The 15,153-nt window shown below is 61.5% G+C and carries 19 protein-coding genes; 9 read left to right on the plus strand and 10 right to left on the minus strand.

The window, feature by feature from the left end; all coding sequences use genetic code 11:
• Positions 1-4: 4 nt before the first annotated feature.
• Positions 5-382, minus strand: coding sequence for a hypothetical protein (locus WCL58_RS10225; protein WP_049202336.1), 378 nt, complete (start codon positions 380-382; stop codon positions 5-7).
• A gap of 120 nt (positions 383-502) precedes the next feature.
• On the opposite strand from WCL58_RS10225, the gene WCL58_RS10230 reads away from it, so the two are divergent.
• On the plus strand, positions 503-1,324 hold the full coding sequence (locus tag WCL58_RS10230) for an AraC family transcriptional regulator (protein WP_019453262.1): 822 nt from the start codon (positions 503-505) through the stop codon (positions 1,322-1,324).
• Positions 1,325-1,350: 26 nt separating this feature from the next.
• Here the strand turns inward: WCL58_RS10230 and WCL58_RS10235 are convergent, their stop codons facing one another.
• The 8 genes from WCL58_RS10235 to WCL58_RS10270 form a co-directional block, all read right to left on the minus strand.
• Entirely contained in the window at positions 1,351-2,487 is a 1,137-nt protein-coding gene (locus WCL58_RS10235) for a porin (RefSeq protein WP_038878347.1), read from the minus strand.
• 118 nt (positions 2,488-2,605) lie between these two features.
• Complete coding sequence (locus WCL58_RS10240; protein WP_159318907.1) at positions 2,606-2,872, minus strand: hypothetical protein; 267 nt, start codon at positions 2,870-2,872, stop codon at positions 2,606-2,608.
• A complete protein-coding gene (locus tag WCL58_RS10245) occupies positions 2,857-3,627 on the minus strand; it encodes a 3-hydroxybutyrate dehydrogenase (RefSeq protein ID WP_049202335.1) in 771 nt (256 codons plus the stop codon). The genes WCL58_RS10240 and WCL58_RS10245 overlap by 16 nt, the downstream gene beginning before the upstream one ends.
• Positions 3,628-3,639: 12 nt before the next feature.
• Complete coding sequence (locus WCL58_RS10250) at positions 3,640-5,031, minus strand: GntP family permease (RefSeq protein WP_033651392.1); 1,392 nt, start codon at positions 5,029-5,031, stop codon at positions 3,640-3,642.
• 45 nt (positions 5,032-5,076) lie between these two features.
• Positions 5,077-6,000 carry a 3-hydroxyacyl-CoA dehydrogenase family protein gene (locus tag WCL58_RS10255; protein WP_060422138.1) on the minus strand — a complete coding sequence of 308 codons (924 nt, stop codon included), beginning with the start codon at positions 5,998-6,000 and terminating at the stop codon, positions 5,077-5,079.
• A gap of 18 nt (positions 6,001-6,018) precedes the next feature.
• A complete protein-coding gene (locus tag WCL58_RS10260) occupies positions 6,019-7,203 on the minus strand; it encodes an acetyl-CoA C-acetyltransferase (protein ID WP_336851074.1) in 1,185 nt (394 codons plus the stop codon).
• Between the two features lie 13 nt (positions 7,204-7,216).
• Positions 7,217-7,870: a CoA transferase subunit B gene (locus WCL58_RS10265; protein ID WP_025305151.1), complete on the minus strand. Its 654-nt coding sequence runs from the start codon at positions 7,868-7,870 to the stop codon at positions 7,217-7,219.
• Between the two features lie 11 nt (positions 7,871-7,881).
• On the minus strand, positions 7,882-8,580 hold the full coding sequence (locus WCL58_RS10270; protein ID WP_049212496.1) for a CoA transferase subunit A: 699 nt from the start codon (positions 8,578-8,580) through the stop codon (positions 7,882-7,884).
• A 168-nt stretch (positions 8,581-8,748) separates the two neighbouring features.
• Between WCL58_RS10270 and WCL58_RS10275 the strand changes: the two genes are divergently transcribed.
• The 5 genes from WCL58_RS10275 to WCL58_RS10295 all read left to right on the plus strand — a co-directional run bounded on the left by WCL58_RS10275 (position 8,749) and on the right by WCL58_RS10295 (position 11,919).
• Positions 8,749-9,648: a LysR substrate-binding domain-containing protein gene (locus tag WCL58_RS10275; protein WP_197786105.1), complete on the plus strand. Its 900-nt coding sequence runs from the start codon at positions 8,749-8,751 to the stop codon at positions 9,646-9,648.
• A gap of 108 nt (positions 9,649-9,756) precedes the next feature.
• Complete coding sequence (locus WCL58_RS10280; protein ID WP_102985507.1) at positions 9,757-10,761, plus strand: hypothetical protein; 1,005 nt, start codon at positions 9,757-9,759, stop codon at positions 10,759-10,761.
• Positions 10,761-11,150: a hypothetical protein gene (locus tag WCL58_RS10285; RefSeq protein ID WP_084826902.1), complete on the plus strand. Its 390-nt coding sequence runs from the start codon at positions 10,761-10,763 to the stop codon at positions 11,148-11,150. Before WCL58_RS10280 ends, WCL58_RS10285 begins: the two co-directional genes overlap by 1 nt.
• A 27-nt stretch (positions 11,151-11,177) precedes the next feature.
• Positions 11,178-11,570 carry a hypothetical protein gene (locus tag WCL58_RS10290; protein ID WP_336851078.1) on the plus strand — a complete coding sequence of 131 codons (393 nt, stop codon included), beginning with the start codon at positions 11,178-11,180 and terminating at the stop codon, positions 11,568-11,570.
• A 13-nt stretch (positions 11,571-11,583) separates the two neighbouring features.
• The gene (locus WCL58_RS10295) at positions 11,584-11,919 is read left to right on the plus strand and encodes a hypothetical protein (protein WP_236553286.1); all 336 of its coding nucleotides are present in this window, start codon (positions 11,584-11,586) and stop codon (positions 11,917-11,919) included.
• Positions 11,920-11,968: 49 nt separating this feature from the next.
• Here the strand turns inward: WCL58_RS10295 and WCL58_RS10300 are convergent, their stop codons facing one another.
• Positions 11,969-12,286, minus strand: coding sequence for a hypothetical protein (locus tag WCL58_RS10300; RefSeq protein WP_213873199.1), 318 nt, complete (start codon positions 12,284-12,286; stop codon positions 11,969-11,971).
• A 245-nt stretch (positions 12,287-12,531) separates the two neighbouring features.
• On the opposite strand from WCL58_RS10300, the gene WCL58_RS10305 reads away from it, so the two are divergent.
• From WCL58_RS10305 to WCL58_RS10315, 3 genes are read left to right on the plus strand one after another with little or no spacing between them, the layout of a single operon-like run.
• On the plus strand, positions 12,532-13,902 hold the full coding sequence (locus WCL58_RS10305) for a glutamine synthetase family protein (RefSeq protein WP_336851081.1): 1,371 nt from the start codon (positions 12,532-12,534) through the stop codon (positions 13,900-13,902).
• A gap of 29 nt (positions 13,903-13,931) precedes the next feature.
• Complete coding sequence (locus WCL58_RS10310) at positions 13,932-14,342, plus strand: GNAT family N-acetyltransferase (RefSeq protein ID WP_336851082.1); 411 nt, start codon at positions 13,932-13,934, stop codon at positions 14,340-14,342.
• Between the two features lie 13 nt (positions 14,343-14,355).
• Positions 14,356-15,045, plus strand: coding sequence for a trehalose-6-phosphate synthase (locus WCL58_RS10315; RefSeq protein ID WP_087762978.1), 690 nt, complete (start codon positions 14,356-14,358; stop codon positions 15,043-15,045).
• The last annotated feature ends 108 nt before the right edge of the window (positions 15,046-15,153 follow it).

The raw sequence follows: 15,153 nt of genomic DNA on the forward strand, positions 1-15,153 counted from the left end.
CCCCTTATTTTAACAATAACGTCTGCGCCAATACCCGCCCTGCGGCTTCATCGGCGGCCACCAGTACCGGATAGCCCCAGAACTTGGCGCCGTATTCGGCGAATTCTTCCGCCGCCGCGCGTTTGGCGTCGTCCGGTTCCAGCATGATCATGCCTTTCACCCACAGCTTCAGCGCCTCACGGTTATCGCGCTTCCACAGCGCGACCTGGGTGCGGGCATCGCGGTCATGTTCTTGTTCTTCATCGCCGACGCTGCGGTCGGTCATCAGGACAAAGGGTTCGGCGCGCGCCAGCAGCGCGCTGAATTCGGCCAGTTCGGCCTGGGTATCGCGCCCGTTTTGGCGCATCCATACCAGCGGAAAATCGGCGGTATCCAATGACATAATCAGTTTCCTCAGGAAATGGTTTAGGACTGGCGCTTACTTTATCGGCACCGGCGCTAGACCACATTGCGCAATCAGGACATAATACTTTTCAATTCCGCCAAATTGAGAATTATTCTCATGAAAGTACAGATCCCCCGCCACTGCCTGGATATCGATCAGGTGCCGCGCCCGCTGTTTGCCCTGCAAGGTTCGACCCTCGAGCAGGACTGGGAAGTCGAGCCGCACCGCCATCAGAAGGCGCAGCTGATCTACACGGTACGCGGCATGATCCGCTGCGAAGTGGAAAACGGGCTGTGGCTGGTGCCACCGCAGTGCGCGCTGTGGATGCCGGGCAACGTGTTGCATAACGCCCAGGGCGCCGGCTCCACCGAGGCCTACTGCCTGTTCGTCGATCAACATGCCGCCGCCGGTCTGCCGCAAAACTGCTGCACGCTGTCGGTCTCGCCGCTGCTGCGCGAGCTGCTGCTGCAGGCCAGCACCTTCGAGCCGCTCTACGACGAACAGGGCGCCGAAGGGCGCCTGACGGCGGTATTGCTGGACCAGCTGGCGGCCGCGCCGATCGAGAACCTGCATCTGCCGGTGTCCGACGACGCGCGCATTCGGCAGTTGACCGAAGGCATGCTGAGCAGCCCGGCGGACAAATCCACCCTCGGGCAGTGGGCGCAGCGCATCGGCATGAGCGAGCGCTCCCTCAGCCGCACCTTGCAACAGCAGATGGGCATGAGCTTCGGCCACTGGCGGCGCCAGCTGCACGTGATGCTGGCGCTGCAGCGCCTGACGCAGGGCGAGAGCGTACAGACGGTGGCGCTGGATCTGGGCTACGAGAGCGCCAGCGGCTTCGTCACCATGTTCAGAAAGGCGGTAGGCAAACCGCCGGCGCGCTACCTGGCGGAGCGCAACGCCTCTGGAGAGACCCTGGGCGGCGCAATTACCATGTGAAAAAGCCGGCTTGAAGCAGGTGAGAATCAGAAGTCGTAGAACACCGTAATCCAGGTGGAGTCCGGCTCGTTGTCGCTGCTGTTGGCCAGCGTGCGCTCCACATACACCGACAGTCCGTAACCGATGGTGGTGCCCGCGCCGAGGTAAACGTGGTTGGCGTGATACGCCTCGTCACCCTTCAGCCGCAGCGAGTCCGCCGCCACGTAAGGCTGGATCGATTTGAGGAATGGCTTGTCGATATTGAAGGTGTAACCGACGAAGCCTTCCAGCCCGTAGCCGTCACCGGCGAAGAAGTGCGACAGCGTGCGCTGGCGGGTGCTTGGCACATAGTCTTTGTAGTAGCTGGCGGTGCCGACGATGTACCAGTTGTTCGGCTGCCAGGTTAACGCGGTGCCGGACAGCTGCTGGTGATAATCCTTTTCGCTGTACAGATTGTCTTTGATCTTCGCGTCGGTATAACTGTAGGCCGCGCTGAAGGTGAAATCTTTCGTCACCTTGTAATCGAAGCCCAACCCGCCCCCGCCCTTGCGGCGATAAATCAGGTTATCCGCGGTGTGCAGATCGTCTTCCGGCAATAAATAGTTGGCATACAGCGTTACCGGCCCGAAATCATTGGTGTACTTGATGCTGTTTTTCGGTTTATTGCCGCCGTCATAATCGCCGGAAATACCGATGCCGGTGCCGCCCGCATGGCCATCGTTATCCCAGACGTCGCTTTTGATGCCGACCACTGAATAATAGATGCCGTATTGATGGCCGTAGGTCAGGGTGCCGTAACGATCGTCTTTGAAACCGGCGTACAGCTGGCGCTGATAGTCGCGCTTGCCGTCTTCGTTATAGTGCCCGTCCCAGCTGAGCGCGTGCGCCAGATCGACACCCCACTCGTAATAGCCGATGATCGAAGTGTCCTGCGTCAGCGCATAGTCGCCGCTGAAGCGAAAACGCGTGCCGCCGTCGTGGCCGTTTTTGTCATAGCCCGGCTCAGGGCCGTTATTGAAGATCCACTCGGGGCGAATGCTGCCGCCCACTTTTATACTGAGCGGCGCCAGCAACACATTGCTCTGCGGGTTTTTATCCAGAATGGTGATCTCGGCCTGTGCGCCGGCGGATAACGCCGACAGCAAGACGCCGCCAATGAATATTGGCGTTGTATTTTTTCTCATTATTACCCCTGCCCGAAAAAATTATTGTTATAAACACGGTGGTCTTAAGCCACGCAGAAATAATTAACCGATGTGAACAGCGCACGCAAGATATAAAAATTCACGCCATAACCTGTCATTATTTCAGGTTGGATTTAATTTCAGCAAAAACGTGTTCATCTGTAACGCGAAGAAAAATAATGTAATAACCGCAGCACAAAATAAACCAATCCGCACGTTTCACCCAAAATAAACCGGCGTGATTATCCGGGAATAAAAATAGCAAATAACAAATAAATATTATTGCCGCAGGTAAACCGTCACGCAGGGGAATTAACTCATGGCGGGAAATAACGACGGAGCGCGTTGCGCGCTCCGAGAGAGAATTCACTACTGTGCCAGCCAACCGCCGTCCATGTTCCAGGCGGCGCCGCGCACCTGCGCCGCCGCATCGCTGCACAGGAACAGCGCCAGCTCGCCGAGCTGCTCTGGCGTGACGAACGCTTGCGAAGGCTGCTTCTCCGCCAACAGCTCATCGCGCGCCCGCTGCGGGTCGGTCCCGGCGGCAATGCGTTTGTCGATCTGCTGCTGCACCAGCGGCGTCAGCACCCAGCCGGGGCAAATGGCGTTGCAGGTGACGGGCGTGCGCGCGGTCTCCAGCGCCAGCGTCTTGGTCAGCCCCACCACGCCGTGCTTGGCCGCCACATAGGCCGACTTGTCTTTCGACGCCACCAGCCCGTGCACCGACGCCACGTTGATGATGCGCCCCCAGTTGCGCTCACGCATCCCCGGCAGCGCCAATCGGCAGGTGTGGAACACCGCCGACAGGTTGATGGCGAGGATGGCGTTCCATTTCTCCACCGGGAACTGATCCAGCGGCGCCACGTGCTGAATGCCGGCGTTGTTCACCAAAATGTCCACGCCGCCGAACTCGCGTTCGGCATACTGCATCATGTCCGCTATCTGGCCCGCATCGCCGAGATCGGCGCCGTGATACCCCGGCGCGGCGCCCAGCCGCGCGACCTGCGCTTGTGCCTGTTCCACGTCGCCGAAGCCGTTGAGGATCACGCGCGCGCCGGCTGCGGCCAACACGGACGCTATCCCGAGGCCGATGCCGCTGGTCGAGCCGGTCACCAGCGCGGTTTTGCCTTGTACACTCATGGTATCGCTCCTTTAAACAATGCCGGTCAGGTAGAACACGCCGATCACGAACAGCACCGCGGCGCTCTTGATCAGGGTGATGGCGAAGATGCCGCCATAGGCCTGCCGGTGGCTGAGGCCGGTGATCGCCAGCAGGGTGATCACCGCGCCGTTGTGCGGCAAGGTGTCCATGCCGCCGCTGGCCATCGAGGCCACCCGGTGCAGCACCTCCAGCGGAATCTGTGCCGCATGGGCGGCGGCGATAAAGCTGTCGGACATCGCCGCCAGCGCGATGCTCATACCGCCGGAGGCCGATCCGGTGATGCCGGCCAACAGAGTGACGCTGATCGCTTCGTTCAGCAGCGGGTTGGGGATCGCCGACAGCGCCTGCGACAGCACCAAAAAGCCCGGCAGCGCGGCGATCACCGCACCGAAGCCGTATTCGGAGGCGGTGTTCATCGCCGCCAGGATCGCGCCGCCGACCGCCGTCTTGCTGCCTTCCGCCAGCCGGCCGCGAATATTGCGAAAGCCGAACACCACCACCAGCAGAATACCCGACACCAGCGCCGCTTCCACCGCCCAGATGGCGGTGATCTTCGCCACGTCGGTGGTGATCGGCTTGGCCAGCCCCGGCAGCGTCAGCTCGTGGCTGGCGCCGTACCACTGCGGGATCCAATGGGTGAAGCCAAGGTTGAATACCCCGACCAAAATCAGCGGCAGGATGGCGATCAGCGGGTTCGGCAGGTTGATGTCGTCCGGGGTTTCCGGCTCGTTCAGCAGATCGGAGCCGTACCCTTCTCCCTTCAGCTGCGCCTTGCGCCGCTGGCGTTCAAGATACAGCAGACCGACCGCGATGATGAACAGCGAGCCGATCAGCCCCAGCCACGGCGCGGCCCAGGCATTGGTGCCGAAGAAGCTGGTCGGGATGATGTTTTGGATCTGCGGCGTGCCCGGCAAGGCGTCCATGGTGAAGGAGAAGGCGCCGAGCGCCACGGTGGCCGGGATCAGCCGCTTGGGGATACCGCTCTGGCGGAACAGCTCGGCGGCGAACGGATAGACCGCGAACGCCACCACGAACAGCGACACCCCGCCGTAGGTCAGCAGCGCGCACACCAGCACGATCACCGGAATGGCGTGACGCCGGCCGAGAATGCGGATCGCCGCCGCGACGATCGAACGGGAGAAGCCGGACAGCTCGATCAGCTTGCCGAACACCGCCCCCAGCAGGAACACCGGGAAGTAGAGCTTCACAAAGCCGACCATCTTCTCCATAAACAGCCCGGTGAAAGTCGGCGCCACCGCGCCGGGATCGGTCAACAGCACCGCGCCCAGCGCGGCGATCGGGGCGAACAAAATCACGCTGTAGCCGCGGTAGGCGGCCAGCATCAGTAATCCCAGTGCTGCCAGGGCAATCAAAACGCTCATCGGTCACCTCAGTATCGTTGTTATTGTCAGGTACGGAGTGCGAAATTACGGTTTCAGCGCAAAGCGCAGCTGATGCGCCCGTCGCCGTTGAATGCGTTCCCTGCGTGCGTCATCCCAAAGATAAAATCCCCGGCCGCTGCGCTGGCCGGTATCGCCGCGCTGCAGCCGCTGTTCCACCAACGCCATCATCTCGTCGCCGGTCGCCAGTTCAGGGAACAGGTGGCGAGCGATGTCCGCCACCGTCGGCAGCCCGGTCATGTCAGCGGCCTCCAGCGGGCCGACCATGGCGTAGCGCCGCCCCAGCGAGGCGCGCATCACCTGATCCACCACCTCGGCGCTGGCGATGCCGCTGTGGACGATGTGCAGCGCCTCGCGCAGCACCGCAAACTGCAGCCGGTTGCCGACAAACCCCGGCGCGGCGCGCTCCAGCAGCACCGCCTCCAGCGCCATCCCGCCGAGCAGCGCCTGCACCGCCGCCAGATGGCGCGGATCGGTGGCGCGGCCGGGCACGATCTCCACCAGCGGGATCAGGTGCGGCGGGTGCCAGAAGTGGGCGATCAGCAGGCGCTGCGGGTGGGTCATGCGCGCCGCCAGCTCGTCCGGCGGCAGGCCGCTGGTGTTGCTGGCAATCACCGCATCGTCGGCGATCAGCCCTTCCAACTGCTCATACAGCGCGTGCTTCAGCTCGAGCCGTTCCGGGATCGCCTCAATAAGCAGCCGGGCGCGCGCCACGTCGTTCAGCTCGCCGGTCACGCGCAGGCGCGCCAGCGCCGCGTCGCGCTCAGCGTTATCAAACTGCCCGACGTCGCTCAGCTCGGCCAGAATGCCGCTCGCCACCGCCGGCGCCTCCACCCGCCGCTGCGGATCCGGGTCATACAGCAGCACCTCATGGCCGTGGCGAATAAAGTGGGTGGCGATGCCCACCCCCATCAATCCGGCGCCCAGTACCGCATAATCAGATGACTGCATCGTGCCCTCCTCGGTTGTTTACGGGCGCTCTACCGCCAGCGCCACGCCCTGCCCGCCGCCGATGCACAACATCGCCAGCCCCTTGTTCACCCCGCGGCGCTGCATTTCGTACAGCAGCGACACCAAAATGCGACAGCCGGACGCGCCGATCGGATGCCCCAGCGCGATCGCCCCGCCGTTGACGTTGACCCGCTCCGCCTCCCAGCCCAGTTCTTTGCCCACCGCCAGCGCCTGCGCGGCAAAGGCTTCGTTAGCTTCGATCAGATCGACCTCCTCCAGCCGCCAGCCGGCTTTCTCCAGGCAGCGCCGAGTGGCCGGCGCCGGGCCGATGCCCATGATCGCCGGATCGACGCCCGACGAGGCGTAACCCGCGATGCGCGCCAGCACCGGCAAGCGCAGCGCGGCGGCTTTTTCCGCGCTCATCAGCAACACCACGGCGGCGCCGTCGTTGAGCGACGAGGCGTTGCCAGCGGTCACCGTGCCTTCCTTGCGAAACGCCGGGCGCAGCCGCGCCAGCGCCTCCAGGCTGGTGTCGCGCGGCTGTTCGTCGTGCCCCACACTCAGCGCCTCACCCTTCGGCTTCGGCACCGTCACCGACGTGATCTCCTGCGCGAAACGCCCGGCCTGCTGCGCCGCCTGCGCCTTCTGCTGCGAGCGCAGCGCGAACCTGTCTTGTTCTTCTCTACTGATGGCGTATTTCTCCGCCAGGTTCTCGGCGGTGATGCCCATGTGATAGTCGTTGAAGGCGTCCCACAGGCCATCGTGGATCACGCTGTCCACCATCTGCGCGTGACCGAGGCGCAGACCGGCGCGCGCGCCGGCCATCAGGTAAGGCGACTGGCTCATGCTCTCCTGGCCGCCGGCAATCACCGCCTCGGCGTCGCCGCTGCGGATCGCCTGCACCGCCAGATGCACCGCCTTCAAACCAGAGCCGCACACCTTGTTGATGGTCAGCGCCGGCGTCGTCACGGGCAGCCCGGCATTCAGCGCGGTCTGGCGCGCCGGGTTCTGCCCGCAGCCGGCGGTCAGCACCTGGCCGAGGATCACTTCATCGATCTGCTGCGGCGCCACCCCGCTTTGCGCCAGCAGCCCCTGCACCGCCGCCGTGCCCAGTTCCACCGCCGTCAACGGCGCCAGCGCGCCGTGAAAACTGCCGACCGGCGTGCGCGTTGCCGCCACGATCACCACTTCACGTTGTTGCACATTCACCTCCGTCTCAGAAACGCATTTCCGGCACTTGCTCCGGCACGATCAGCCGGCCGGCGGTTTTGGCGACAATCTCCGCCACGCTGACGCCCGGCGCGCGCTCGCGCAGCACGAAGGCGCCGTCTTCAATTTCCAGATAGGCCAGATCGGTCAATACCTTGCGGATGCAGTTGGCGCCGGTCAGCGGCAGCGTGCAGCGCGGCAGCAGCTTGGACTCGCCGCCTTTCGCGGCGTGGGTCATCACCACGATGATGTTCTCCGCCCCCGCCACCAGATCCATCGCACCGCCCATGCCCTTGACCATCTTGCCGGGGATCATCCACGAGGCGATGTTGCCCTCGACGTCCACTTCAAACGCCCCCAGCACGGTCAGATCGACGTGGCCGCCGCGGATCATGGCGAACGACTGCGCCGAATCGAAGATCGACGCGCCGAGGCGTGCGGTGACCGTCTGCTTGCCGGCGTTGATCATGTCGGCGTCCAGCTGCTGCTCGGTCGGGAACTCGCCCATCCCCAGCAGGCCGTTTTCCGACTGCAGCATCACGTCCATGCCCGCCGGCACGTAGTTGGCCACCAGCGTCGGGATGCCGATGCCCAGGTTGACGTAGTAACCGTCCCGCAGCTCTTGCGCCACGCGCTGCGCCATTTGTTCACGGGTAAGCATGCGAATTCTCCTTATGCCCGCAGGGTGCGTTGTTCGATACGCTTCTCGAAGGTGCCCTGGATCAGCCGATCGACGTAGATGCCGGGGGTGTGGATCGCCGCCGGATCCAGCTCGCCCGGCGCGACGATCTCTTCCACTTCCACCACCGTGATGCGCCCGGCGGTCGCCATCAGCGGATTGAAGTTCTGTGCGGTGTGGCGGTAGATGACGTTGCCGAAGTGATCGGCCTTCCAGCCTTTAACGATGGCGAAATCGCCGGTGATGGCGGTTTCCATGATGTAAGGGCGGCCGTTGAACTCGCGCACCTCTTTGCCTTCGGCGATCGGCGTGCCGTAACCGGTGGCGGTGAAGAATGCCGGGATACCGGCGCCGCCGGCGCGGATCTTCTCCGCCAGCGTGCCCTGCGGCGTGAGATCCACCTCCAGCTCGCCGCTGAGCGCCTGCTGCTCGAACAGCGCGTTTTCGCCGACGTAAGATCCCACCACCTTGCGGATCTGCTGGGTTTCCAGCAGCCGCCCGAGGCCGAACCCGTCGACGCCGCAGTTGTTGGAGACCACCGTCAACCCGCGCACGCCGCGCCGGCGGATCTCTTCGATCAGGTTTTCCGGGATGCCGCACAGGCCAAAGCCGCCCGCCAGCACCGTCATGTTGTCCGTCAGGCCTGCCAGCGCTTCCTGGTAGCTGCCGACGCGTTTGTCGAGCCCTGCCATATCGTTGCCCCTGCATGTTGCGGCGCAGGGCGAAATGCCCTGGCTTGCGTGAGGGCATCTTCAGGTCACAAAAATGATTTGTTAATTTTGTTTTTATGCCGCATTCATTTAGAATTTTTATTAATCAGTCGTTAACCGACAATTAACAAAGAGTTAACGCCAGCCAAAATGAAAATGAGCATCAAACAGTTACGCGCGTTTTTAGCGGTAGCTCACACTCTGAACTTCGCCCAGGCCAGCGAGCGGCTGAATATTTCTCAGCCGGCGCTCAGCCTGGCGATCCGTGGGCTGGAAGACGCGCTGGGCGGGCCGCTGCTGCTGCGCACCACCCGCCGGGTGACGCTGACGCCGGAGGGGGAAAGCTTCTTCCCGATGGCGCGCCAGCTGTTGGCGGATTGGGACAACGCGGAAGAGGCGATGCGCCAGCGCTTCACCCTGCAGATGGGCAAGGTGGCGATCGCCGCCATGCCGTCGTTCGCCGGCAACCCGCTGCCGCCGATCCTCAAGGCGTTTCGCGATCGCTACGCCGGCATCAACGTGGCGGTGCACGACGTCATCAACGAGCAGGTGTTTGAAATGATCCGCGAAGGGCGGGTGGAGATGGGCATCGCCTTCGAACCGGAGCCGAGCGACACCCTGCACTTCACCCCGCTGTGCCGCGATCGCTTTCTGGCGGTGGTGCCGAAGGATTCGGCGCTGGCGCGCAAGGCGCAGGTGAGCTGGAAGGAGCTGCTGACGCTGGATTTCATCACCCTGCAGCGGCCATCGGCGGTGCGGCTGCTGCTGGAGCAGGAGCTGGCCCGCAGCGGGCGAACGCTGGAGGTGGCGTTTGAAAGCCACCAGCTGGTGACGGTCGGGCGCATGGTGGCCAACGGCCTCGGCGCCAGCGCGGTGCCGGCGCTGTGCGAGAAACAGATGGATGAGCTGGGGGCGGTCTGCGTGCCGCTGATCGGCCCGATCATCGAACGGCGCGTGGGCCTGATCCGCCTGGCGCAGCACCAACTCTCTTCCGCCGCGCAGGCGCTGGCGACGGTGATCGAACGGGAAATGGCGGGGAGTGGTGGGTAAAGCGGCACCAGCATTTTCAGATGATTCTCCGATCGAGAGCGTGAGCCAGAACCTGTTACCACCCTGTAGAAAATGTTAAGTTTCCTAAAAATAAGGAGGCTTTTCGACATGGAACAGAAGTCCAGCAACATCGCACCGGGCTATTGCATCGCCCAACAAGCAGGCCCGCTTGCCTTCCACGCCAACTACCTGTTCGGTGGCAAGCCATCCGAAGCGGCACGCTTTTTTATGCAGCTCAATGCCGATACGCCTCTGGTTCAACCGGGGCAAATGCTGATCGTCGCCGATCCGCGCAATCATAATCAATCTACGCCGATCGACGCCCTGATGCAGGCCAAGAGCCGCACCAGCAAAGCGGTGAAAGCCGGTGACAGCGATTTCTCTACCTTCTTGCATCGCAATTACGCCGCTATCGCCGCCTTCACTAGCTATGGGGAAACGGTCGTCGGGCTGGCTTCGGATGCCGGAGAACGCTACTTCAGTCAGATCAAAAATATCCTGGTCGAAATTGAAAAAACCTACCAAAATCAGTTCCGCACGAGTGGCGCTTTGATTGGAACCCAGTTTCAGGTGGAACGAGCGCGGCTGTTCGGTACATTAAAACCGTTACTGAATCGCCTTACTCGTGCTCAGCTCAATATGAAAGAGTATGCGCAAATCAAACACGCGCTGGGGCTCTCCAGTAAATCGCTGGTGCATGAATGGAGTACCGCTGGCGTCGGTGCCATCAAGGGCTATTCGAACTACGTCGAAAGCGCCAGCCGTGCGGCCAAGTTTATGAAAGCCGGCGGCTGGATCGGCATCGGATTGAGCGGGCTGAATACCACCAACGACGTCTACAATGCTTGCACCACCGGCCGCGAACAGGAGTGCGCCAAGATCGCGGTGAAGGGGTACAGTCATTTTGCGGCAAGTACTGCGGCGGGGATTTTGGGGGGTGAAGGTGGTGCGATGTTAGCAATGACAGCTTGTAGTATCGTCTTAGGCGCCTCCACATTTGGTACCGGTATTTTAGCTTGTGGTATAGCAGGCGCTGCTCTGGGTGGCGCAGCTGGCAGTTGGGGTGGCGGTGCAGCCGCCGACAGCATTACTGGTTTCATTTTTGGTGAATAATGAAAATCGCTATCGTTCTGTTCTTCACTCTGACATTGATTAGTGCCCTGGTTCAGTACTTTTACTATCGGCGCTATAAAGACGAATTTTCTAAATTCTATCAACGCTATGTGCAAAGCACCCACCCCCTGCCTCCATTTGTCATCTTCGCGGATAACCTTGGTTTGCTCGGTGTATCTATCAAAGCGCAATGGTTCCGTTGGATATTGAATGGCAGAAAAATAAAGATAGGGAAAAACGCTTTTCTGAGCCCAAAAACCTACGAATTCGTGAATGAAAACACATCTCAACGCCTCAAAAACTGGCTTCGAAAAGACTTCATCTTAAGCGTGCTGAAAATGGGGTGTTTGGCGTTGATGTGTATCTTTGCTTTTTTAAGCAAGGCATAACGCCCCTTGAACCTTAGCCGGTGGCTTATGAAAACAGCATCACTTATTGCAGCCGCGCTGCTCTTAGTTTGTTGGCTTGTTCAATATATTTACTCTCGTCGCTATAAACGTGAGTTCGATGTTTTTTATCAACGCTATACCCAACAGGGCCACTTTGTCCCTGCTCACGTCGCGATTGCCGATGGCCTTGGCTCTTTAGGTACTTCCATTAAAGCCCAATGGTTCAGATGGATCCTTTGCGGCAAGAAAATCAAGGTGAAGAAAAACCAATATCTTCCCGCCAAGACCTATGAATTTGTTCGTCTTTCATCATCTGAACGCTTGCAGACCTGGATGAAAAACAACGGCACGTTTTTGGCGCTGGAAGGCGTGCTCTTCATCATGGCATTGATCTTTATGATAATAGCGAGAATGTCATGATTCAGGCTACTCAATGAAAACCCTTGTCATATTATGCTTAACGCTGCTGGTTTTAAGCGCCTTCATCCAATTCATTGGCTACCGTCGCCATAAAAAAGAGTTTGACGCTTTCTATCAACGTTCCGCCGACAGCGGACATTTTATTCCGCCCTACTTCGCCTTTGCCGATAGCCTCGGCATGCTTGGAACCTCATTGAAAGCACAGTGGTTTCTTTGGATTCTGAAAAGGAAAAAAATAAAAATAAAGGATCAAGTTTGGCTCGATGCGAAAACCTACGATTTCGTGCAAAAACCGCCTCTCCTGAGCTACAGAAGTGGCTGGCGATGGATTTTATACTTTTGCTCGTAGAGGCCGTTATTATCGCCGTGGGCTGTATTTTTATTTACCTCATCAAGCATCAAGGTTGAGCAGACGCGTTGCTCCCCTCCACCGCCTGCACCGCCGCCTTCTGCGTGGCGCGCTGATATAAGCACAGCTCCCTGCCCGGCTTGTTTTTCATAAACGGCTGCGGGTAGCGCCCGCCGATAAACAGCGCCGAATAGCCGACGTCATCGCCGAAGTGAACGATCGCCCCTTCCACCCTGGCGTTTTTTAGCCCGCTGGCTTTCAGGCAGGCGGCGCGCATCGCCCTTTCGCTCTCGGCCCACGCCTGTGGGGAAGACGCGGTGGCGTTGAACGCGGCCAGCGCGGCGATAAGCAGCCCTATTTTCTTCATCGTTATCTCTCCTTCAACGGCCCGTCTCGCCAGTATAGACCGTGCCGGCGCGGCCACCCCGCTAACGCCGCCGCGCTCTTTACGGCATTTTTATTCCGCGCCCCGTTAACGTTACGGCGTTTTTACAGACAGTTTTTGCCGCCGCAGATACCCTTTTCACATCGCCGCTATGGCCTCACAAGAGAGTTGTCCCATGCGTTTATCCCTGCCTCTGGCCGTGACCGGTCGCCGTTCTGGAGCGCGCCATGCATGCTAATATCATCGGCTTCAATCCGCTGTTGGCGGAGCTGCCCGCTTCGCCAACGCGCGCCTTCCACAAAGAGCTGGAACACTACCTGCAGCGCTATCCGCAGACCGAACAGCTGGATATTTATCTGCACGATCTGAACGGCCAGCTGCGCGGCAAACGGCTGCCAATCGCCGAAGCCTTTGGGCTGGAGAAAGGCTGCTACTTCCCGCTATCGATCTACGCCCTGGATCTGCACGGCCGGGTGATTGAAGAAAGCGGGCTGGGGCAACGGGCGGGCGAGCCGGACCGCTTGTGCCTGCCGGTGCCCGGCACGCTGCGCCCCTGCGCGCGCGATCCCGAACGCCACGCCCAGCTGCTGCTGACGATGCAAAACGCCGACGGCGGCGCCTGCGAGCTGGAGCCGCGCGTGGTGCTGCAACGGGTGCTGAAGCGCCTGCACGAGCGCAACTGCTTCCCGGTGGTGGCGGCCGAACTGGAGTTCTACCTGCAGGATCCGCAGCACCCCGCCGAGGCGAAAACCTGCCCAACGCAGAGCTTCGCGGTGGATGCGCCCGAGCGCCACCATGCGCTGCTGAGCGACATCGAACGGCACGCCCGCCTGCAAAACCTGCCGTTGACCGGCGTGGTGGCCGAAGCCGCCTCCGGCCAATACGAGCTGAATCTGCATCACAGTCGGCGCGTGCTGGAAGCCTGCGACCAGATCATGGCACTGAAACGCCTGACGCGGCAGATTGCCGAGCAACATCACCAGCACGCCTGCTTTATGGCCAAGCCCTGCGCCCACGCCGCCGGCAGCGGGCTGCATTTCCACATCAGTTTGCAGGACGAGCACGGCGAGAACCTGCTGACCGGCGCGCCGGGCGAACTGAGCGACAACATGCAGCAGGCGATGGCAGGCATGCTGGCGCTGATGCCGGCGTCGATGGCGATCCTGGCACCCAACATCAACGCGTTTCGCCGCTTCCGCCCTGGCATGCACGTGCCGCTGCGCGCCTCCTGGGGCCACAACAACCGCACGGTGGCGCTGCGCCTGCCCTGCGCCGACAGCGCCAACCAGCGCATCGAATACCGCCTGGCCGGCGCCGACGCTAACCCCTATCTGGCGCTGGCGGTGATGCTCGGCGGCCTGCTGCACGGGCTGGAAAATCCGCTGCCGCTGCCGCCCGCCGCCAACGGCTGCGAGAGCGACAACGCCGCGCCCTTGCCGCTCGGCCAGCAGGAGGCGCTGGCGCTGTTCCGCCACAGCGATCCCCTGCGTGAGCTGCTCGGCCCGGCGTTCTGCACCCTGTGGCACACCTGTAAAAGCGCCGAACTGCGCCGCTTCGAGGAACAGGTCACCGCCGCCGAACTCGGCTGGATGCTCTAACCACCCGGTTCATTAACCTAAGGATAATCATGAATATGCAACCGCAACGGGCGCCCGTGCAGCCGCTGCTCTGCTGGCGCAAAGGCGTTTTTCATATCAGCACCGATCGGCAGCTGTTGGATATCGAGGCGATCCAGCGTTTCCTCAGCCTGCCGGATCGGGCGGCGGCCGAGCGTCTCGTGCACCACGGCCTGTGCTTCGGGCTGTACCGCAAGCGCCACCTGCTCGGTTTCGCCCGCATGGTGACCGATTACGCCACCTTCGCGTCGGTGAGCGAACTGTTCGTCAGCGCCGAATACCGCGGCGTCGGGCTGGGAAGCTGGCTGACGCGCTGCTGCCTGGCGCATCCGGCCTTGCGCAGCCTGCGCGTCACGCTGCCCGCGCTGCAGGCGCCCTGGCGCGCCAATGGTTCGGCGCACGCCCTGCGCGCCCTTCACTGATAAGGAGGCCCCCATGTCTCGTTTGGTGCTGATTTCCAACAAGCAGTGCGACGGTAAGGATCTGGCCTGCGCCGGCCAGACGCTGGCGGCCGACGCCGAACCGGGACTGTGGCTCGGCTGGAACGGCGACGTGCAGAATTTCGCACAGCGCCCGATCAGTTGCCGTCAAGGCACCGGTTACGATCAGGTGACCTTTCCGCTGTCGATCGAGGAGTTTCGCCGTCACTATCAGGGCTATTACCACGACGGCCTGTGGCCGGTGTTCCACAACCAGCCGGAGAAGGCGCACTTCACGCCGGAAAACTACCGCGCCTACCGGCAGCTGAACCGCCGTTTTGCCGATATCGCCTGCGAGCACCTGTGCCCCGGCGACATCGTCTGCATCGACGACTACCAGCTGCTGCCCTGCGCCCAGGCGCTGAAGGAGCAAGGGCTGCTGAACGCCTGCGCGTTCTTCTTCCACCTGCCGTTCCCGTCGGCGGCGCTGCTGCGGCGCATCCCGGAACATCGCCAACTGATCGCTTCGCTGCTGTTCTACGATCTGATCGGCTTTACCACCACCGACGATCGCAACGCCTTTCTCAGCTGCCTGGCGGCCGAGTTCCCGCTGGAGATGCTGCCCGACGATCAGATCCAGGCCAACGGGCATCTGTTCGCCACCGGCATTTTCCCCGCCGGCATCAACGGCAGGCAGGTTTATTGATTTACGGCGGCGCGCCCCCTTCAGGCGCGCCGTTTTATTTCGCCGCGATTTATTTTTACCGCTTTATTGCCATCACCATGCGTTATTTCATTTTCCGGATATAGCGAT

The sequence above is a fragment of the Serratia sp. TMDUHS_CL genome, assembly GCF_037137105.1.
Taxonomy (GTDB): domain Bacteria; phylum Pseudomonadota; class Gammaproteobacteria; order Enterobacterales; family Enterobacteriaceae; genus Serratia; species Serratia nevei.